This window comes from Streptomyces sp. SGAir0957 (assembly GCF_043523415.1).
Genome location: NZ_CP027293.1, coordinates 5878359 through 5895174, shown reverse-complemented (window position 1 = coordinate 5895174; position 16816 = coordinate 5878359). Strand labels below are relative to the sequence as shown.

At 72.4% G+C, this 16816-nt stretch carries 16 protein-coding genes, 1 other RNA gene and 1 pseudogene; 9 read left to right on the top strand and 9 right to left on the bottom strand.

All coding sequences use genetic code 11. The features are described 5' to 3' along the window. The first annotated feature begins 2 nt into the window (after positions 1–2). Positions 3–1109: a FecCD family ABC transporter permease gene (locus C1N81_RS31465; protein ID WP_394434684.1), complete on the top strand. Its 1107-nt coding sequence runs from the start codon at positions 3–5 to the stop codon at positions 1107–1109. Next, positions 1106–2002: a heme ABC transporter ATP-binding protein gene (locus C1N81_RS31460; RefSeq protein ID WP_394434683.1), complete on the top strand. Its 897-nt coding sequence runs from the start codon at positions 1106–1108 to the stop codon at positions 2000–2002. Before C1N81_RS31465 ends, C1N81_RS31460 begins: the two co-directional genes overlap by 4 nt. A gap of 168 nt (positions 2003–2170) precedes the next feature. Here the strand turns inward: C1N81_RS31460 and mycP are convergent, their stop codons facing one another. After that, a complete protein-coding gene (gene mycP / locus C1N81_RS31455; protein WP_394438347.1) occupies positions 2171–3370 on the bottom strand; it encodes a type VII secretion-associated serine protease mycosin in 1200 nt (399 codons plus the stop codon). A 1177-nt stretch (positions 3371–4547) separates the two neighbouring features. Here mycP and C1N81_RS31450 point away from each other — a divergent pair. Next, on the top strand, positions 4548–4991 hold the full coding sequence (locus C1N81_RS31450; RefSeq protein ID WP_394434682.1) for a hypothetical protein: 444 nt from the start codon (positions 4548–4550) through the stop codon (positions 4989–4991). Positions 4992–5308: 317 nt separating this feature from the next. On the opposite strand, the gene C1N81_RS31445 is transcribed toward C1N81_RS31450, so the two are convergent. Continuing rightward, positions 5309–5767, bottom strand: coding sequence for a DUF2563 family protein (locus C1N81_RS31445; RefSeq protein ID WP_394434681.1), 459 nt, complete (start codon positions 5765–5767; stop codon positions 5309–5311). A 143-nt stretch (positions 5768–5910) separates the two neighbouring features. Then, positions 5911–6320: RNase P RNA component class A (rnpB, locus tag C1N81_RS31440), an RNA gene on the bottom strand. Between the two features lie 118 nt (positions 6321–6438). Between rnpB and C1N81_RS31435 the strand changes: the two genes are divergently transcribed. From C1N81_RS31435 to eda, 4 genes are all read left to right on the top strand, one after another. Further along, positions 6439–7251, top strand: a complete 813-nt coding sequence (locus C1N81_RS31435) for a MerR family transcriptional regulator (protein WP_394434680.1) — start codon at positions 6439–6441, stop codon at positions 7249–7251. Further along, positions 7248–8048, top strand: coding sequence for a hypothetical protein (locus tag C1N81_RS31430; protein WP_394434679.1), 801 nt, complete (start codon positions 7248–7250; stop codon positions 8046–8048). Before C1N81_RS31435 ends, C1N81_RS31430 begins: the two co-directional genes overlap by 4 nt. 48 nt (positions 8049–8096) lie before the next feature. Then, positions 8097–8888, top strand: coding sequence for a peroxide stress protein YaaA (yaaA, locus tag C1N81_RS31425; protein WP_394434678.1), 792 nt, complete (start codon positions 8097–8099; stop codon positions 8886–8888). Between the two features lie 72 nt (positions 8889–8960). Beyond that, positions 8961–9584 carry a bifunctional 4-hydroxy-2-oxoglutarate aldolase/2-dehydro-3-deoxy-phosphogluconate aldolase gene (gene eda / locus C1N81_RS31420; RefSeq protein WP_394434677.1) on the top strand — a complete coding sequence of 208 codons (624 nt, stop codon included), beginning with the start codon at positions 8961–8963 and terminating at the stop codon, positions 9582–9584. On the opposite strand, the pseudogene C1N81_RS31415 reads toward eda, so the two are convergent. The 3 genes and pseudogenes from C1N81_RS31415 to C1N81_RS31405 all read right to left on the bottom strand — a co-directional run. Continuing rightward, a pseudogene (locus C1N81_RS31415) lies at positions 9574–10230 on the bottom strand (histidine phosphatase family protein); the annotation flags it as partial. The gene eda and the pseudogene C1N81_RS31415 overlap by 11 nt on opposite strands. 35 nt (positions 10231–10265) lie before the next feature. Continuing rightward, positions 10266–11009 carry a zinc ribbon domain-containing protein gene (locus C1N81_RS31410; protein WP_394438344.1) on the bottom strand — a complete coding sequence of 248 codons (744 nt, stop codon included), beginning with the start codon at positions 11007–11009 and terminating at the stop codon, positions 10266–10268. Beyond that, positions 11006–11866, bottom strand: a complete 861-nt coding sequence (locus C1N81_RS31405) for a Nif3-like dinuclear metal center hexameric protein (protein WP_394434676.1) — start codon at positions 11864–11866, stop codon at positions 11006–11008. Before C1N81_RS31405 ends, C1N81_RS31410 begins: the two co-directional genes overlap by 4 nt. A 298-nt stretch (positions 11867–12164) precedes the next feature. Between C1N81_RS31405 and C1N81_RS31400 the strand changes: the two genes are divergently transcribed. Together C1N81_RS31400 and C1N81_RS31395 are read left to right on the top strand one after the other, a co-directional pair. Beyond that, positions 12165–13412 carry a hypothetical protein gene (locus C1N81_RS31400; protein WP_394434675.1) on the top strand — a complete coding sequence of 416 codons (1248 nt, stop codon included), beginning with the start codon at positions 12165–12167 and terminating at the stop codon, positions 13410–13412. A 54-nt stretch (positions 13413–13466) separates the two neighbouring features. Beyond that, positions 13467–13646, top strand: a complete 180-nt coding sequence (locus C1N81_RS31395) for a hypothetical protein (protein WP_394434674.1) — start codon at positions 13467–13469, stop codon at positions 13644–13646. A gap of 91 nt (positions 13647–13737) precedes the next feature. Here C1N81_RS31395 and C1N81_RS31390 read toward each other — a convergent pair whose 3' ends face one another. The 3 genes from C1N81_RS31390 to C1N81_RS31380 form a co-directional block, all read right to left on the bottom strand. After that, complete coding sequence (locus C1N81_RS31390; RefSeq protein WP_394434673.1) at positions 13738–14676, bottom strand: 3-oxoacyl-ACP reductase; 939 nt, start codon at positions 14674–14676, stop codon at positions 13738–13740. 85 nt (positions 14677–14761) lie between these two features. After that, positions 14762–15838 (bottom strand): Zn-dependent alcohol dehydrogenase, encoded by a 1077-nt coding sequence (locus C1N81_RS31385; RefSeq protein ID WP_394434672.1) that lies wholly within the window; start codon positions 15836–15838, stop codon positions 14762–14764. 123 nt (positions 15839–15961) lie between these two features. After that, a complete protein-coding gene (locus tag C1N81_RS31380; protein ID WP_394438342.1) occupies positions 15962–16816 on the bottom strand; it encodes a MaoC/PaaZ C-terminal domain-containing protein in 855 nt (284 codons plus the stop codon).

Sequence of the window (16816 nt, the reverse complement as noted above, 5' to 3'; positions counted from 1 at the left end):
ACATGACGACGACGGCCTCCTCCCCCTCCCCCTCCCCCTCCCCCTCTCCCTCCCCCACCACCACCGCCGCACCGGCCCGACCGGCACGCACCACCTGGCTCCTGACGACGGTGCTGGCGGCGGCCCTGCTCCTCCTGGCCCTCCTCTCGGCGGGCATAGGCGCCTACGACATCCCGCCCCAAGACGTGCTGGCCTCCGTCCAACACCACCTGGGCCTGGGCGGATCGGCCCTCGACCGGGTGGCCGAATCGATCCTGTGGAACGTGCGCCTGCCCCGCGTCGTCCTCGCCCTCCTCGTCGGCGCGTCCCTGGGCTGCGCGGGCGCCCTGATGCAGGGCGTGTTCGGCAACCCGCTCGCCGAGCCGGGCGTCATCGGCATCTCGTCGGGCGCGGCGGTCGGCGCGGTCGCCTGCATCGCGCTCGGCCTGAACTTCCTCGGTACGTGGACGATCACGGTCTGCGCGTTCGTGTCGGGCCTGGCGACCGTCCTCGTCGTCTACACGATGTCCCGCTCGAACGGCAGGACAGAGGTGGTCACCCTCATCCTGACGGGCATCGCGGTGAACGCGTTCGCCGGCGCCCTCATCGGCCTGTTCCTCACCTACGCGGACACGGCGGCGGTCAACCAGATCACGTTCTGGCAGCTCGGCTCGCTGGCCCAGGCGACGTGGCCGAAGGTACTGGCGGTACTGCCGTGCGCGGCGCTGGGCCTGTTGCTGGCCCCCCTCTACACCCGCAAGCTGGACCTGCTGTCCCTGGGCGAGAGGCCGGCCCGCCACCTGGGAGTGGACGTGGAGAGGCTCCGCGTCGCCTGCATCCTCCTCATCGCGCTGCTCACGGCGGCGGCGGTGGCCGTGTCGGGCGTGATCGGCTTCGTCGGCCTCGTCATCCCCCACCTGCTCCGCATGATGGCGGGCCCCGGCCACCGCTTCCTGGTCCCCGGCAGCGCCCTCGGCGGCGCGGTCGTCCTGGTCGGCGCGGACCTGGCCGCCCGCACGCTCGCCGCGCCCGCCGAACTCCCCATCGGCGTCCTGACCGCCCTGACCGGCAGCCCGTTCTTCTTCTGGCTGCTCCGCCGCACCCGCCGCAAGCAAGGAGGCTGGGCATGACACCCCCCTGGCCCACCCGCATCCGCCGCCGCACCCGCACGCTCCCCGCGCGGCACGCGCCGGGCGAGACGGTGGCGGAGGCGCGCGGCGTACACCTGCACCTGGGCGGGCGGGAGGTCCTGCACGAGGTGGACGTACAGGCCCGCGCGGGCGAGGTCCTGGCCCTCGTAGGCCCCAACGGAGCGGGCAAATCAACCCTGCTGGCCGCACTGGCGGCGGACCTCCACCCGACGCGGGGCACCCTCCACATCTCCGGCCGCCCGACCGCGTCCTGGACCCCACCCGAACTCTCCCGACGCCGCGCGCTCCTCCCCCAATCGGCGACGCTCTCCTTCCCGTTCACGGTGGAGGAAGTGGTCCGCATGGGCCGGGCCCCCTGGACCGGCACGCCGAACGAGGCCGAGGACGAGGCGGCGGTACGGGCGGCGCTGCGCGCAACAGAAACACAGCCCTTCACGAACCGCCCCTTCTCCGCCCTCTCCGGCGGCGAACGCGCCCGGGTCGCCCTCGCCCGCGTCCTCGCCCAATCAACCCAACTCCTCCTCCTGGACGAGCCCACAGCCGCCCTCGACCTCCGCCACCAGGAACTGGTCCTCCGCGTATGCCGCTCCCGCGCGGCGGCGGGCGACGCGGTGGTCGTCGTCCTCCACGACCTGGCGCTGGCAGCGGCGTACGCGGACCGCACGGTGATCCTGCGGGCCGGACGGGTGACGGCGGACGGGGCGCCGTCGGAGGTTTTCGAGGCGGATCTGCTCAGCGAGATCTACCAGCATCCGGTGGAGGTGCTAGCGCACCCGAAAACCGGCAGGCCATTGGTGGTTCCGGTCCGCGCTCAAACGAACCGACGGGAGACCGACAGCCATGTGGCCCTTCCGGTTCAGCCGTCGTGCTGAGAACGCGTGGCCTCACCGAGCACCGCCAATCGGAGCGCCACCATGACTCCAGCAATGCGCTCAAGAAGCGCGACGGAGAACTTCTGTGCCGAGCGCTGTAACTGCTCTTGCGCCAGGCAAGTGTGTCCGGGCTCAGCCAACCAACTCACGTGATACCGGCGGAACCGGTCACTGCCTCCCCGTCGTGTCGGTGCCCTGATGTGGCCATGGCCGATCTTGCCCCGGCTGCGGTCCGAACCCGGGCTGCTGAGCCCAGCCCTGGTAGGGCGCCGACGGTACGGGCGCCGCGCGGCGCCTGCGGCTGCGTACGGCGAGGGCTCCACCGCCCGCTCCGACCAGCACAAGTCCGCCCACGCCCGCCAAAATCCACGGCATGGAACTCGAATCGTCGCCGGATGCCGCCACGGGGGGCGCGGAAGCGGCCGGGGACGGTTCCGCGCTGCCACCACCCGGCTGCGCCGACGCCGAGGAGCCTGCCGCAAGGTCCGGCAGTGGATACTCGTCCGCCGGACCCGGATCGCCGGGGTTCGTCAGAGCGATCCGGGGGCGTACAGCGCCGTAACCGATCTCATCCGTGCGCTTCTTACCGCTGACCGGGCCGCTTGCCGTGTTCAGCATGACCCGCAGGACCTGGTTGTTCGTCCAGTCCGGATGCTTGGACCAGATCAATGCGGCTGATGCCGATGCGACGGCCGACGCGTCACTTGTGCCGTGCGACTTGCACAGGCCGGTCTTCCCGTCGCAGGTATGGATCATGTCGTCGCCGGGTGCGACCAGATCGACTTGCGCCCCGTACTGGGATTCGGCGGTCTTCTTGAAGTCCTTGCCGATCGCGCCGACTCCCACCACCCCCGGCGTCGCAGCCGGGTACTCCACCGGGTTGGTTCCGGCACCGAGGTTGCCCACGGCAGCGAAGATCAGCTTGTTCTTGGACAAGGCGTAGTCGACCGCGTCGTCCAGCATCCTCGAGTGCTCCGGGCCGCCCAACGAGACGTTGATGATCCGGGCGTCCGAATCGGCCGCATACCGGATGGCCTTGGCTACATACGTGGGGTAGTCGTCCGGGTTGCCGTCTTCCCGGCTCTGTTCGATGAAATCCGGTACCCGGATGGGGAGGATCTTCGCTCCAGGCGCCACGCCGTACGAACCAGTCGTCTCACCCTTCGCACCGGTCCCCGCGATAAGCACAGCCATGTCGGTGCCGTGGCCGTCGTAGTCCGTGTGCTCGTCACCGGGACGGTACGAGAAGTCCTTGCCCCGGAGCACCTGCCCACGCAGGTCCGGAAAGTGCGCGTCGACGCCGGAGTCGACGACCGCGACCGTGACTCCCTTGCCCGTGCTGGCCTTCCACATCTGCTCCGCATGCATGGCGTCCAAGTACCACTGCTGATCGCGGACGGTCTCGGCGTGGGCAGGCGTGGTGGCGACACCGGCGAGGACGATGCCGGACAGGAGACATCCGACCCGCAGCCTTCGGGCCTGCTTGTTACGGGAGCGCATGGTCATCCTCCGTCGTCACACCTCGTCTTCGGGCCGGCCCGGAAGCCGAGGCGCAGGCAGCGGCCGTGCAGTCCGCTGTTCCGGCTCCGACTCCTTCTCCGCACCTCGCCCACCGCGCAGGTGCTCCGCGGACACAGCCCGAGCCCCATCTTTGCGTGACGAGGCATGAGAACCGCGGGCGGGTCCGCCCCGCTGCGTCTCGGCCGGCCCGTCGGTCTCTTCGCGCGCGTAACCGGACCGCCTGGCCGCGGCCGACGAGTTCCTGCTCGGCTTCGCCTTCTGCGGCTGCCCGCCCGCGACACCGTCCGAGTGCGAGGGCATCCGTGCGCCGGACATGCCACTCCCACGCCCGGTACCTGTCACAGCGCCTCGGCCGGTGGCCTCCCCAGGACGCGCCCCTTCGGAAGCGCGCGTTCGGGCACCAGGGACCTGCTGAGCCGGGGAACCTCCGACCACCGTGCCCCGGGGAATCGACCCCGCCGCACGGCCGGTCTGCGACGGAGCCCCGCGGCCACCGGCGATCCCGTCGGACGGCCGCTCCGGAGCCGCTCCGCCCGGCCCCCGCACTGGTGACGCCTTGCCACCTTCCACCCCAGGTACCCCCGGCCGAGCCGTACCCGGAACACTGCGCCCAGGCACCGCCTCTCTTGGCGTGCCGAGTGCACCCGGAACGCCGGTGCGGCCGGTCCCCTCGGGCGCACCCGACGGACCACGCAGACTCGGCGAGATGGGACCGCGGCCACCTCTCACCCCCTGCGGAGGAGCAGCGGACCGGCCTGCACCTCCGAAGATGGGAGGCGCCCCCGGCGGAGGGGTGGCAAGGCCAAAAGCGGCTCCTTGTACAGGGGATGGTGGCACCGTCGGTGTGCGGGGCGTGGCGGGAGCAGCAGCCGAAGGAAGTGTGCCCGCCCTGTCCAAGCCGGTGTTCGGCCCGCTCGACAGAACATCCGGAACCACTCTCGGTGGCACAGTGAGGGGGGATGCCTGGTGGGTCGGGACGGCATGGTGGCCGCCCCCTGCCAGCGATGCGCCATGCGCCGCTTCCTTGAGCGCAGCGGCACCCGCGGCGGCGACGCCGACTCCACTCACGGCGGCGGCTGTCCCCGCGCTCGGCGAAGCGTCGGACGACGGCGAGTCCACGTCATCCCTGCCATCGAGTCTCCTGGGCACGAATCTCGCCGGGAGCGCGGGGAATTCCGGTGCCTGCAACCCCTCGATCTGCTCCGTAGACGCCGAGTACGACTGGGCGAGCTTCGTCATCAGCAAGGCAGCTTCGGCACGGTCGCCGTCGTACTGCGACTTGGCCGTCTTCACCGAGGACGTCGAAGGGCCGCCGCCATGGTTGCCCACGTCCTTCGCCGCGGCGTCGTGCGCGTCGAGGATCGAGCGCGCCGAGGCGCTGGAGTTCTTGAGCGCCTCGATCTGCGGCTTGACCTCGTGCAGCGTGTCCGCCGCGTGGCCCAGCCATTTCCCGGCGCTCTCGCTGTAGTCGCCCAGGCTCAGCGTCGCCCGCGCGGCCTGGTCGATCCACTTGTGGAACGCGTCGGCGCCTTCGCCCTCCCACTGCACCGACGTGCTGTGGGTCTTCAGATCGTCACCGATCTCCTTGATCGTCTTTGCCGCCGACGTCAGCAGGGAACCCAGATCCGTCGCGGTCGCGCCGTCCGCCGGCTCGACCATCGCCCACAGCTCGTCCGGGCTGTGCACCGCGAACCGATAGGACTTGGCCATGCCCCACACCTGGGAACCGAATTCACTCATGCCCCGTGTCCTCCCTCACTGACGTCGGTCTGCGTACCAGCGACATCACAGGCCACCCGCTTCGCCGTCCGTCGCCTTCGGCGCAGGCTCGCCCGAACCGCTGTGATGAGTGCCGTGCGACGTCTTCCTGCCCGGCTCCACCAGGGCGTCGGCCTGCGACCGGATGCGGCTCAGTCGCGCACGCACATCGTCGTCCAGGTTGTCGTAACCCGTCTTGGACGCGTCGACCGTCGCGACGAGGCCCTCGATCTGCAGCGCCAGCATCTTGGAGAGGTTCTCCAGCTGACCGTGCACCTTCGTGTAGGCGGAGTGCAGCCCGTCGGCCTCGTCGAAGGTGCCGAGGCGGCCGCTCGGCAGGGACCCGTTCGCGAGCGACTTCGGCGCCGCCTTCGAGTTCTCCAGTTCACGTAGCAAAGCGTCGACCCGACGCTTGAACGTCGACAGCGTCTCGCCCTCGACCAGCATGGCCTTGGCGGCTCCGGTTCCCCCCGTGCCGTCGGACACGATCCCATCCTCCCCCTGCTCCCCCACGACGGAACCACGTTCCGCGGGGCCCGCATGATGTCCCCATTCTTAACAGAGGCAACTACGGTAAGTCACCTCCGCCTTGCGGGCCGGGGCCTCGGGGAGGGCGGGGGAGGGTGGGGCAGACGAGTCGGGCTGTACGCCGGGTTCTGTCGCCCGGTCACCTCGCGGTGGCCGGGGAGACGGCCATCCATCTAGGGCCGGCGTTGCCGCCGGCCTCGTGCGGTCTACCCGCGGACTCGGGCGGGCAGCCCTCGATCGTCCGCGCAGGATCGTCTCCGAGGAGGCGTTCCCTCTTGACCTTGCTCCAGGTGGGGTTTACCTAGCCGCCTGAGTCACCTCAGGCGCTGGTGGTCTCTTACACCACCGTTTCACCCTTACCGAGGACCGAGGTCCCCGGCGGTCTGTTTTCTGTGGCACTGTCCCGCGGGTCACCCCGGGTGGCCGTTAGCCACCACCTTGCCCTGTGGAGCCCGGACGTTCCTCGGGGGGTTCCGATGAAGGGACCCCACGCGGCCGTCCGCCCGGCTCGTCTGCCGTGCCGTCATGATACCCGGCGAGACCTGGTACGGAGCACGGGAGCGGCCTGGTACGGATCATCGGGAGCGCCGCCTTGACCTTGCCGCAGCGTCAACGTTTCTACTGGCGTCATGAGGATCGGAGAGCTGGCCGCCACCGTCGGCGTGACCACGCGCGCCATCAGGCACTACCACCATCTCGGTCTGCTCGCGGAGCCCGAGCGGCTCGGCAACGGCTATCGCGAGTACGGGCTGCGGCACGCCGTCGAGCTGGCCCGGATCCGGCGCCTGACCGAGTTGGGGCTCGGGCTCGCCGAGGTGCGGGACGTGCTCGCCGACGACGCCGGGCGGGAGCTCGTGGAGGTGCTGGCCGAGCTGGACGAGGATCTGGCCCGGCAGGAGGCCGCCTTGAGTGAGCGGCGTGCCCGGCTGCGGGATCTGCTGGCACGGGCCGAGCTGGGGCGGCTGCCCGCCGAGGGGCCCGTCTCGCCCGAGCTCGCCGCCCTGCTCGGGGAGGTCGGGGAGCTGGCCGACTCGTCGCCGATGGCCGCGAAGGACCGCGAGATGCTCACCCTCATCGACACCACCGCGCCGCCCGAGCTCCGCGGGCAGCTGATCGCGGCTCTGCGGCCCACCGTCGCCGACCCGGCCGCGATGGCCGCGGTCCGTGACGTGTACGCCCGGCTGGACGCCCTCGCCGACGCCGCGCCCGACGATCCCCGCGTCGACGAGGCCGCGCGGGCGCTCGTCGCCTGCCTGCCCGCCGAACTGCCCACCGCCGAGACGTCCGCCCAGAAGGGGTTCCTCGACACCGTGCTCGCCGACTTCTCCCCGGCCCAGGCCGAGGCCGTACGGCTCGCGATGCGGATGGTCACAGAGATCGGCACAGAGATCGGCACAGAGATCGGCACAGAGATCGGCACAGAGAGAGGTGATGGGCGGTGAGGCGGGTCGTGCGGGCGCTGGCCTGCGTCGTTCTCGTCGCCGAGCTGGGGCTGGTCGTCTGCCTCCTTACCGGCGTGCGGCCGCCCGTGTATGTGGAAGGCGCCGTCGTCCTCGTCCTCGCCGTCGAGGGGCTGCTGCTCGGCCGCCTCTGCCTGCGCGGGGGGCTCGGCGCCGTCAAGGACGTCCTGCCACCCACCGCCCGCCGGCTCGTCGGGCACGAAGCGCGGGTGTTCGGGAGCCTCGGGCTGTGGGTGGCGCGGCGGCGGCACGGGGTTCCGGCCGGGGCCGACTCCTTTCCGTACGCCAAGGGGCAGGCGTCGATGATGTACGCGTTCGCCTTCGTGTGTGTCGTCGAGACCTTCGGGATGTGGGCGCTGCTGCGGGACCAGCCCGAGATCCACCGGGTCGTGTTCCTCCTGGACGTCTACACCGTGTTCATGGTGCTCGGGCTGCACGCGGCGGCCGTGACGCGGCCGCACGTGATCACCGAGGACGTGTTGCGGGTGCGCCGCGGGGCCCACGTCGACCTGCGGATACCGCTGGAGCGGATCACGCGCGTGCGCCGCGAGAACCGGTTCACGCACACCGAGACCGACGGCGAGCTGCACCTCGACGTCGCCTCGCAGACCAGCCTCACGCTCGAACTCGGCGAGCCCGTCACGCACTTCACCTTCCTCGGGCGGGCCAGGGACGTCGTACGGGTGCGCCTGCACGCGGAGGAGCCGGAGCGGCTGGCGCGTGCCCTGGAGGCGCGGCTCACAGCGGCGCGGGCCGAACCCTCACCTGTCGCCGACTAACCTGGCGCGGGGCCGCGCCCCTGCCCGTCGTACCGAAGGAGATCGCCCGTGCTCGTCTTGCTGCCGCCGTCCGAAGGGAAGGCCGCCTCCGGGCAGGGTGCCCCGCTGGAGCTGGAGTCGTTGTCGCTGCCGGGGCTCGCGGAGGCTCGGGCCGCCGTCCTCGGCGAGCTGGTCGAGCTGTGCTCCGCGGACGAGGAGAAGGCGCGCCATGTGCTCGGGCTCAGTGAGGGGCTGCGCGGCGAGGTCGCCAAGAACGCCGGGCTGCGCACCGCGGGCGCCCGGCCCGCCGGGGAGATCTACACCGGTGTCCTCTACGACGCCTTCGGCCTCTCCTCCCTCGACGCCGCCGCGAAAAAGCGGGCCGCGCGCCACCTGCTCGTCTTCTCCGGGCTTTGGGGCGCGGTGCGGGTGACCGACCGGATTCCGTCCTACCGCTGCTCGATGGGGGTGAAGCTGCCCGGTCTCGGCGCGCTCGGCGCGTTCTGGCGGGGGCCGATGGCCGACGTCATGCCCGAGGCCGCCGGGAGCGGGCTCGTGCTCGATCTGCGTTCGGCGGCGTACGCGGCCGCGTGGAAGCCGAAGGCCACAGATCAAGGAGTCGCGGAGCGGACGGCGACGGTACGGGTGCTGCACGCGCCGACCCGCAAGGTCGTCAGCCATTTCAACAAGGCGACCAAGGGCCGCATCGTGCGCTCGCTGCTGACCTCGGGCGTCGCGCCCGCGTCCCCGGCCGAGCTGGTCGAGGTGTTGCGGGAGCTGTCGTACGAGGTGGAGGTCGAGGCGCCCGCCAAGGCCGGGCGGGCCTGGAATCTGGACGTGCTCGTCGACGAGGTGCACTGACCCCGGCCACCCGCCGTTGCAAGGTGCGCAACGCGCTTTGCACATGATGTGTGCCCCGGGCAGGATGAGCCCATGACCACCTCCTCTGTGCTCGATCTCGCCCCCGTCGTTCCCGTCGTCGTCGTGGAGGACGTCGCCGACGCGGTGCCGCTCGCGCGGGCGCTCGTGGCGGGCGGGCTGCCCGCGATCGAGGTGACCCTGCGCACGCCCGCCGCGCTCGACGCGATCCGCGCCATCGCGGCCGAGGTCGGGGGCGCGGTCGTCGGCGCGGGCACCGTGATCTCCCCCGCGAACGTCGCCGACTCGGTGGACGCGGGCGCGAAGTTCCTGGTCAGCCCCGGGTGGACGGACACGCTGCTGGACGCGATGAAGGGTTCGGGGGTGCCGTTCCTGCCCGGCGTCTCCACCACCTCGGAGGTCGTGGCGCTGATCGAGCGCGGGGTCGAGGAGATGAAGTTCTTCCCCGCCGAGGCCGCAGGTGGCGCCGCCTACCTCAAGGCGCTCGCCGGGCCGCTGCCGCAGGCCCGGTTCTGCCCGACCGGCGGGGTCTCGCCCGCGAACGCGCCCGCCTACCTGGCGCTGAGGAACGTCGGCTGCGTGGGCGGCAGTTGGATGCTCCCGGCCGACGCGATCGCGGCGAAGGACTGGGCCCGGGTGGAGCGACTGGCCCGCGAGGCGAGCGCCCTCACCGTCTAGCGAAGAGGTGCGCCGTCTCGTTGACCGCGCGCACACTCGCGTTCCCGTCCGCGTAGTACGCGATCGTCGTCAGCGACGCCGCTGACAGCTCCATGCGGAACAGCGCCTCGGACGGGGCGCCGAGCGCGAGCCGTACCAGCGTCTTGATCGGCGTGACGTGGCTGACCAGGAGGACCGTGCGGCCCCGGTGGACGGCGGTCAGCCGGTCCCGGGCCGCCGCGACCCGCTCGGCGACCGCCGCGAAGCTCTCGCCACCGCCGCCGGGCGCGGCCTCGGCTGAGGCGAGCCAGGCGTTCATGTCGTCCGGATGGCGCTCCCCGACCTCCTTGAACGTGAGCCCTTCCCACGCCCCGAAGTCGGTCTCGCGCAGACCGTCGTCGACCGTCACGCCGAGCCCGAGCCGGTCGGCGACGGCCCGCGCCGTCTCCCGGCACCGCTTCAGGGGCGACGACACGACCGCGTCGACACCACCGCGCGCCGCCAGCTCGGCCGCCGCGCGCCGCGCCTGCTCACGGCCCGTCGCCGACAGCTCAGGGTCACCGCCGACGCCCCGCAGGAACCCGCTCCCGGAGAACCGCTTCTCCGGGGTGAGCGCCGTCTCGCCGTGGCGGAGCAGCACGAACGTGGCCGGGGGGCCCATGTCCGGCCCCCCGGCCCGCGCGTTCGTGACCGTCGTGCCGGTCAGAGGCCCGACTCCGCCGTACGGACCAGGATGCGGCGGCAGTTCTCGCAGCGGACGACGGCGTCGGGGGCGGCGGCGCGCACCTCGTTCAGCTCGGTGATGTTGAGCTCCAGGCGGCAGCCCTCGCAGCGGCGCTGGAACAGCTTGGCCGCGCCGACGCCGCCCTCCTTCTCGCGGAGCTTGTCGTAGAGCTTCAGCAGGTCGGCGGGGATCGACCCGGCGACGACCTCGCGCTCCTTGGCCACCGCGGCGGCCTCGGTGTCGAGCTGGGCGGCGGCCTGGTCGCGGCGGGCCGTCGCGTCGTCGACCTTGGCCTGGACGGCGGCGAGGCGCTCGGACAGCTCGCTCACGCGCTCCTGCGCCGACTCGCGGCGCTCCATGACCTCCAGGACGACGTCCTCCAGGTCGCCCTGGCGCTTGGCGAGCGAGGCGATCTCGCGCTGGAGGTTCTCCAGGTCCTTCGGCGAGGTGACCGCGCCGGAGTCGAGGCGCTGCTGGTCACGGGTGGCGCGCTGGCGGACCTGGTCGACGTCCTGCTCGGCCTTGGTCTGCTCGCGGGAGCAGTCGCTCTCCTCGGTCGTCGCGGCGACGTGCAGGTCACGCAGTTGGGCGAGGTCCTTGGTGAGCGACTCGATCTCGGCGTGCTCGGGCAGCGACTTCTTCTTGTGGGTCAGCTGCTGGAGGCGGACATCCAGATCCTGGACGTCGAGGAGACGGATCTGGTCGGCGGGCGCGGCGTTCAGTTGGGGGCTCCAAAAGTAGTCAGGGGTTCGCGGTGGGACGCCGCGTGGGCGGTCCAGGGGTCGGTGACCGTACGGGAGACGTGGACGCGCAGGTCCCATCCCTCGCGGTCGGAGACCTCGTCGAGCTGGGCGGCGGCCTGTTCGCACCAGGGCCACTCGGTGGCCCAGTGCGCCGCGTCGAGCAGCGCGAGAGGGGAGTGTTCGCGGGCCTCGCTCACCGGGTGGTGGCGCAGGTCGGCGGTGAGGAAGGCGTCGACGCCCGCGGCGCGCACGGCGTCGAAGAGGCTGTCGCCGCTGCCGCCGGAGACGGCGAGCGTACGGATCGTCGCGTCCGGGTCGCCGGCCGCGCGGATGCCCTGCGCGGTGGCGGGGAGCCGCTCGGCGGCGCGCTGCGCCAGCTCGCGCAGGGTGAGCGGGTGGTCGAGCTCGCAGACGCGGCCGAGACCGCGGCGGCCCGACGGGTCCGCCGGGTCGGGCACGAGGGGGCGGACGACCCGGACGTCGAGCGCTCCGGCGAGCGCGTCGGAGACGCCGGGGTCGGCCTTGTCGGCGTTGGTGTGCGCGACGTGCAGGGCGATGTCGTGTCTGATCAGGGTGTGGACGGCCCGGCCCTTGAAGGTGTCGGCCGCGACCGTCGTCGTCCCGCGCAGATACAGCGGGTGGTGCGTGACCAGCAGGTCCGCACCGAGCTTCACCGCCTCGTCGACGATCTCCTGGACCGGGTCGACGGCGAACAGGACCCGGCCCACCTCGGCGTCCGGGTCCCCGGCGACCGTGCCGACCGCGTCCCAGCCCTCGGCGAGAGCGGGGGGCCAGAGGGCGTCGAGCGCGGCGGTTACTTCAGACAGACGGGGCACGCAGACAGGTTACCTGCGCCGCGCCGCGCTCCCCCAAGCCCGGGGACCCGGTGAGGTCCGCGGACCGGGCCGCGGACAGGTTCATGAGCACAACAAGCACTTCCCTCACAGCTGATTCCGGCCACGGCCACCCTTTGGTGTGAAGCGGCGGGCCGGGCGGACCCCGGAGGTACGTGCGAAAACTAGCTTCGGCTGTGCAGGCGAGGGGGCGAACGGGGCGGGGCGCGAGGCGGGGCAGCACGGGGCGGGGACCGAGAAGAGCACTGGCGGACCAGGACAGTCGGAGGCGACGCAACCCATGACGGCCTTGGCCATAGAGCCCGCGGCAGAGAAACGGGCGGCACAGACGGGGACGGGACCGACGGGCACGGGCCCGGCGGGGACGTCCCAGACGGGGGCGGCACAAACACAGGTGGTGCAACCACAGGCGGCGCAGACGCGACCGGAGCCCCCGTCGCCCGGATGCGTGATCACCGCCGACGCCACCTACGCGGCCCGGCTCGTCCACGACAACGGCAGCCCCGGCGCGTGGTACCCCGAGCGCTGGACCCTCGACGGCCCCGAGCCGTACGCGGTGCCGCTCCCCGCCCACCAGCCGGAGGAGCCCGGCACCGCCGTCCTGCCGCTGACCGACGGCCGGGTCCTCATCCACCGCCGGGCGGACGGCCGCCACCTGTTCTCCCTCCTCTACCCGACCGGGCCCGCGACCGGCGAGGTGCCGCTCGGGGCCGTCGAGTGCGGGGAGCTGACGCTGTTGCCGCCGAGCCCGGACGGGTCCCGCGCGTACGCCCTCGCCGTACGCGAGGAGACGACGGACGTGTGGCTGGTGGCGGGCGGCGCGTTCGGCCCCGAGCACGTGGCCGAGGTGAAGGGCAGCTGCTCGGGCGGGGTGTGGCTGGAAGCCACCGGGCGGCTGCTCGCGCTCGACCGGGAGGAGCCCGGCGGCGGCCCGGTGAAGACGGTGGCGGTCGACCTGGAGCGGGGCGGTGAGGTCTCGCCGCTGCTGCAGATCGGCGCGGAGAGCGAGGACCGGCTGCTCCTCGCCGACCCGGACAGCGGCCTGATCCTGGTCCGCTCGGACGCCGCGGAGGCGGGCCGGCCCCGGCTCGGCTGGGGCGTCCTCGGCAGCACGCTCCCGATCCGCTTCCCGCGCGCGCTGCGGCCCGCCGGATGCACGGTGACGCCGTTCGCGGTGCAGCCGGGGCAGACGCTCACGCCCGAGGGGTGCGCGGTGGCGCTGCGCATCGACGGCGCCGCCGGGACGCAGGGTTCGCCGTGGCTCGGGGTGTGGCGTCCGAGCGAGGGCCGGCTGCATCAATTCCCGGCGCCGCACGGGTGGTTGGCGGGGTCCGGTTTCTGGTCGCGCTCGGGCGAACTGGCGCTCCCCTACGCCACGGGCGACGTGCCCTGCGGCCTCGCGCGGCTGTCCGCGCCGGAGCCCGCGGCGCCGGAGGAGGAGGCGCCGAGCGAGCCGCCGCCGCCTGCCGCGCCGCGTCCGGTGCCGTTGGCGCAGGCGCCTCTCGGGGGGCGGAAGGCCGGAGGTTAGACTCCCCCGGCGAATCTGAACGATCTTGTATGGGTGTACGGGGTGAGTTTTCCGATGGCGGAAAGCAACGGTATGGACGCGGGTACGGACGGTCCGGAGGCGGGGGCCACCACGGAGCGGACGGGGCACGGACGGCACCGGGGTGCGGTGACCTCCGCCCCCGCGGCGCAGGACCAGCGGCCCGAACCGCGCGGGCGGCACCGGGGGCCCCGCGCCGAGGAGCCGCAGGGGTAACCACGGGCGTAGGCCCAGGCACAGGCGCACGCACAGACGCACGCACAGACGCAGGCACAGACGCAGGCACAGACGCAGACGCAGGCCCGGCTCACTCGCGCTTGAGGCTCAACACCTCCGCCGCCGCGAACGTCTCCGTCGGCGGCCGTTCCTCGTAGTGCGGGGTGAGCAGCGCGTCCAGCTCCTCGTACGTGAACACCTCCTTCGCGGCGTCGAACTTCGCCCGTACACGCGGCCGTTCGACGATCGCGACCATGCCGCCGTGCACGACGAGGAGCTGCCCGTTGACGTGCGCGGCGGCGGGTGAGGCGAGGTAGCCGACGAGCGGGGCGACGTGTTCCGGGGCCAGCGGGTCGAGCCCTTCGCCGGGTTCGGCGAATCCGGCGAAGACGTCCTCGGTCATCCTGGTGCGGGCCCGGGGGCAGATGACGTTGGCGGTGACGCCGTACTTGGCGAGGGCCAGCGCCGTGGACGTGGTCAGTCCGACGATGCCGCCCTTCGCCGCCGCGTAGTTCGGCTGCCCTGCCGAGCCCGCGAGGAACGCCTCCGACGACGTGTTCACGATGCGGCCGTGGACGGGGGCGCCGTCCGCCTTGGCGCGGTCGCGCCAGTGCCGGGCCGCGAAGTGGGTCGTGTTGTAGTGGCCCTTAAGGTGCACGCGGATGACGGAGTCCCACTCGTCCTCGGTCATCGAGAAGATCATGCGGTCGCGGAGGATGCCGGCGTTGTTGACGAGGATGTCGAGGCGGCCGTACGTGTCTATCGCCGCCTGGATCAGTTGTGCGGCCTGTTCGTGGTCGGCCACGTCGCCCGCGTGGGCGCTTGCTGTGCCGCCCCCGGCGCGGATCTCTTCCGCCACCTGGTGTGCGGGGGCCGCGTCTGTGTCGCCGGTGCCGTCGCGGCTTGGTCGGCCGTAGTCGTTGACGATGACGTTCGCGCCCAGGCGGGCCAGTTCCAGGGCTTCTGCGCGACCCAGGCCGCGGCCGGCGCCTGTGACAATTGCCGTGCGGCCCTTGAGCGGCGTTGACATGCTGGTCCCTTCACCGGTCGTTTCTGAAAGTGCTGCGCCGCCGTGGCTGGTCGCGCGGTTCCCCGCGCCCCTGGGCGGCTATGGGCTAGAGCTCGATGCAGGTTCTCAGCGCTGACCCAGTGCGCATCTGGTCCAAAGCCTCGTTGATCTCCGCGAGGGGGACCCTGTGCGTGATGAGTGACTGGAGGTCGATGCGGCCCGCCCGCCACAGGGCGATGGCTCGTTCGTAGGAGCGCAGGACGTCCCCGCCTCCGTACATCGAGGGCAGGATCCGCTTCTCGTCGAAGAAGAGCTCGAACATGTTGAGCTGGAGGACGTCGTCCATCGCGCCCGCGCCGACGACGACGAGGGTGCCGCCGCGCCGGGTGGTCTCGTAGGCGGTGCGGGCGGTGGCCGACTTTCCGACGACCTCGAAGACGTAGTCGAAGCCCTCGCCCTCGGTGAGGCGCTGCTTGGCGTCGGCGAGCGCGTCGGGGGCGACCGCCTCGGTCGCGCCGAAGTGCAGGGCCGCCTCGCGCCGTGACGCCACCGGGTCCACGGCGACGATCTGGGCGGCGCCCTTGAGCCGGGCGCCCTGGATCGCGGAGATGCCGACGCCGCCGCAGCCGATGACCGCGACCGACGAACCCGCCTGTACGTCGGCGGTGTTGACGGCCGCGCCGAGTCCGGTGGTGACGCCGCAGCCGATGAGCGCGGCGATGTCGAAGGGGACGTCGTCGGGGATCGGCACGGCGCACCCCGCGTCGACCACGACCTCCTCGGCGAAGGTGCCGGTGCCCGCGAAGCCGAACACGTCGCCGCCGGGGCGCTTGAAGTTGGGCGTGCCCGCGTTCATGAACCCGGCGAGACAGAGCTGGGTCTGGCCGCGTTTGCAGGCGGGGCAGGCGCCGCAGGCGGGCAGCCAGCAGACGACGACGCGCTGGCCGGGGGCGAGGCCGGTCACGCCTTCGCCCACGTCGACGATCTCGCCCGCGCCCTCGTGCCCCGGGACGAAGGGGGCGGGCTGCGGCAGGACCCCGCTCATGGCGGAGAGGTCGGAGTGGCACAGGCCCGTCGCCCGGACCCTGATGCGTACCTTGCCGGGGCCGAAGCCGACCGCCTCGACGTCGTCGAGGACCTCGAGTTTGTCCTGGCCTGTCTCGTGCAGAACGGCTGCTCGCATGGGGTGCGGCTCCTTCGCGTGAGGTGCGGGTGCGGGTGCGGGTGGTCAGCTGTGGCCTGCGGGTGGTCAACCGGCCCGTGGGTGGTCAGCCGGCCTGCGGGTGGTCAGCCGGCCTGCGGGTGGTCAGCTGTGGTCGATGACGGTGTCGGCCAGGACCGGGGCCTCGTCGCGTTCCAGGGCCGCCACCGCGACCCGGATCCGGCCGGGCTCCCGCCACATCCGGATGCGCAGCGTCTCGCCGGGGAAGACGACGCCGGTGAACCGGGTGGTGTAGCGGGTGACGCGGGAGACGTTGCCGTCGAGCAGCGTGTCGACGACGGCCTTGAGTGTCATGCCGTACGAGCACAGGCCGTGCAGGATCGGCCGGTCGAACCCGGCGAGCTTGGCGAACTCGGGGTCGGCGTGGAGCGGGTTCCAGTCGCCGGAGAGGCGGTAGAGGAGGGCCTGGTCCTCGCGGACGTGGCGGTCGACGGTGCGGTCGGGCTCGCGGACGGGGTCCGGGAGGCGGTCGGAGGGCCCGCGTTCGCCGCCGAAGCCGCCTTCGCCGCGGATGAAGATCTGCGCGTCGCTCGTCCACAACGGGCCGTCTACGTCGGTGACTTCGGTGCGCAGGACGACGACGGCGGCCTTGGTCTTGTCGTACACGGCGGCCACGCGGGCGCTCGTGCGGGCCGTGCCCTCGACGGGGATGGGGCGGTGCAGTGCGACGGTCTGGCCGCCGTGCAGGACGTGCGCGAGGTTCACGTCGATGCCGGGTGCGGCGAGACCGCCCATCATGGCCATCCCGGCGCCCGCGACCGTCGCGAAGCTCGGCAGGACCTGGAGCTTCGACTCCAGGGTGTAGCGCAGTTCGTCGGGGTCGGTGGCGGGGGTGCCCGCGCCGATGCCGAGGTGGTAGAGCTGGACGTCCTTGTGGCCCCAGGTGATCTCGGCGGTCCGTGGGGCGGCGGCTACGGCCTTCGCGGCGTCGATGGGCAT

Coding starts and splice junctions, on each gene's coding strand:
- mycP (WP_394438347.1), bottom strand. CDS start 3,370: ATGCATGCGGAGCAGATGTGGAAGGCCAGCACGGGCAAGGGAGTCACG.
- eda (WP_394434677.1), top strand. CDS start 8,961: ATGACCACCTCCTCTGTGCTCGATCTCGCCCCCGTCGTTCCCGTCGTC.
- C1N81_RS31400 (WP_394434675.1), top strand. CDS start 12,165: ATGACGGCCTTGGCCATAGAGCCCGCGGCAGAGAAACGGGCGGCACAG.
- C1N81_RS31435 (WP_394434680.1), top strand. CDS start 6,439: ATGAGGATCGGAGAGCTGGCCGCCACCGTCGGCGTGACCACGCGCGCC.
- C1N81_RS31385 (WP_394434672.1), bottom strand. CDS start 15,838: ATGCGAGCAGCCGTTCTGCACGAGACAGGCCAGGACAAACTCGAGGTC.
- C1N81_RS31460 (WP_394434683.1), top strand. CDS start 1,106: ATGACACCCCCCTGGCCCACCCGCATCCGCCGCCGCACCCGCACGCTC.
- C1N81_RS31380 (WP_394438342.1), bottom strand. CDS start 16,816: ATGCCCATCGACGCCGCGAAGGCCGTAGCCGCCGCCCCACGGACCGCC.
- C1N81_RS31395 (WP_394434674.1), top strand. CDS start 13,467: ATGGCGGAAAGCAACGGTATGGACGCGGGTACGGACGGTCCGGAGGCG.
- C1N81_RS31465 (WP_394434684.1), top strand. CDS start 3: ATGACGACGACGGCCTCCTCCCCCTCCCCCTCCCCCTCCCCCTCTCCC.
- C1N81_RS31390 (WP_394434673.1), bottom strand. CDS start 14,676: ATGTCAACGCCGCTCAAGGGCCGCACGGCAATTGTCACAGGCGCCGGC.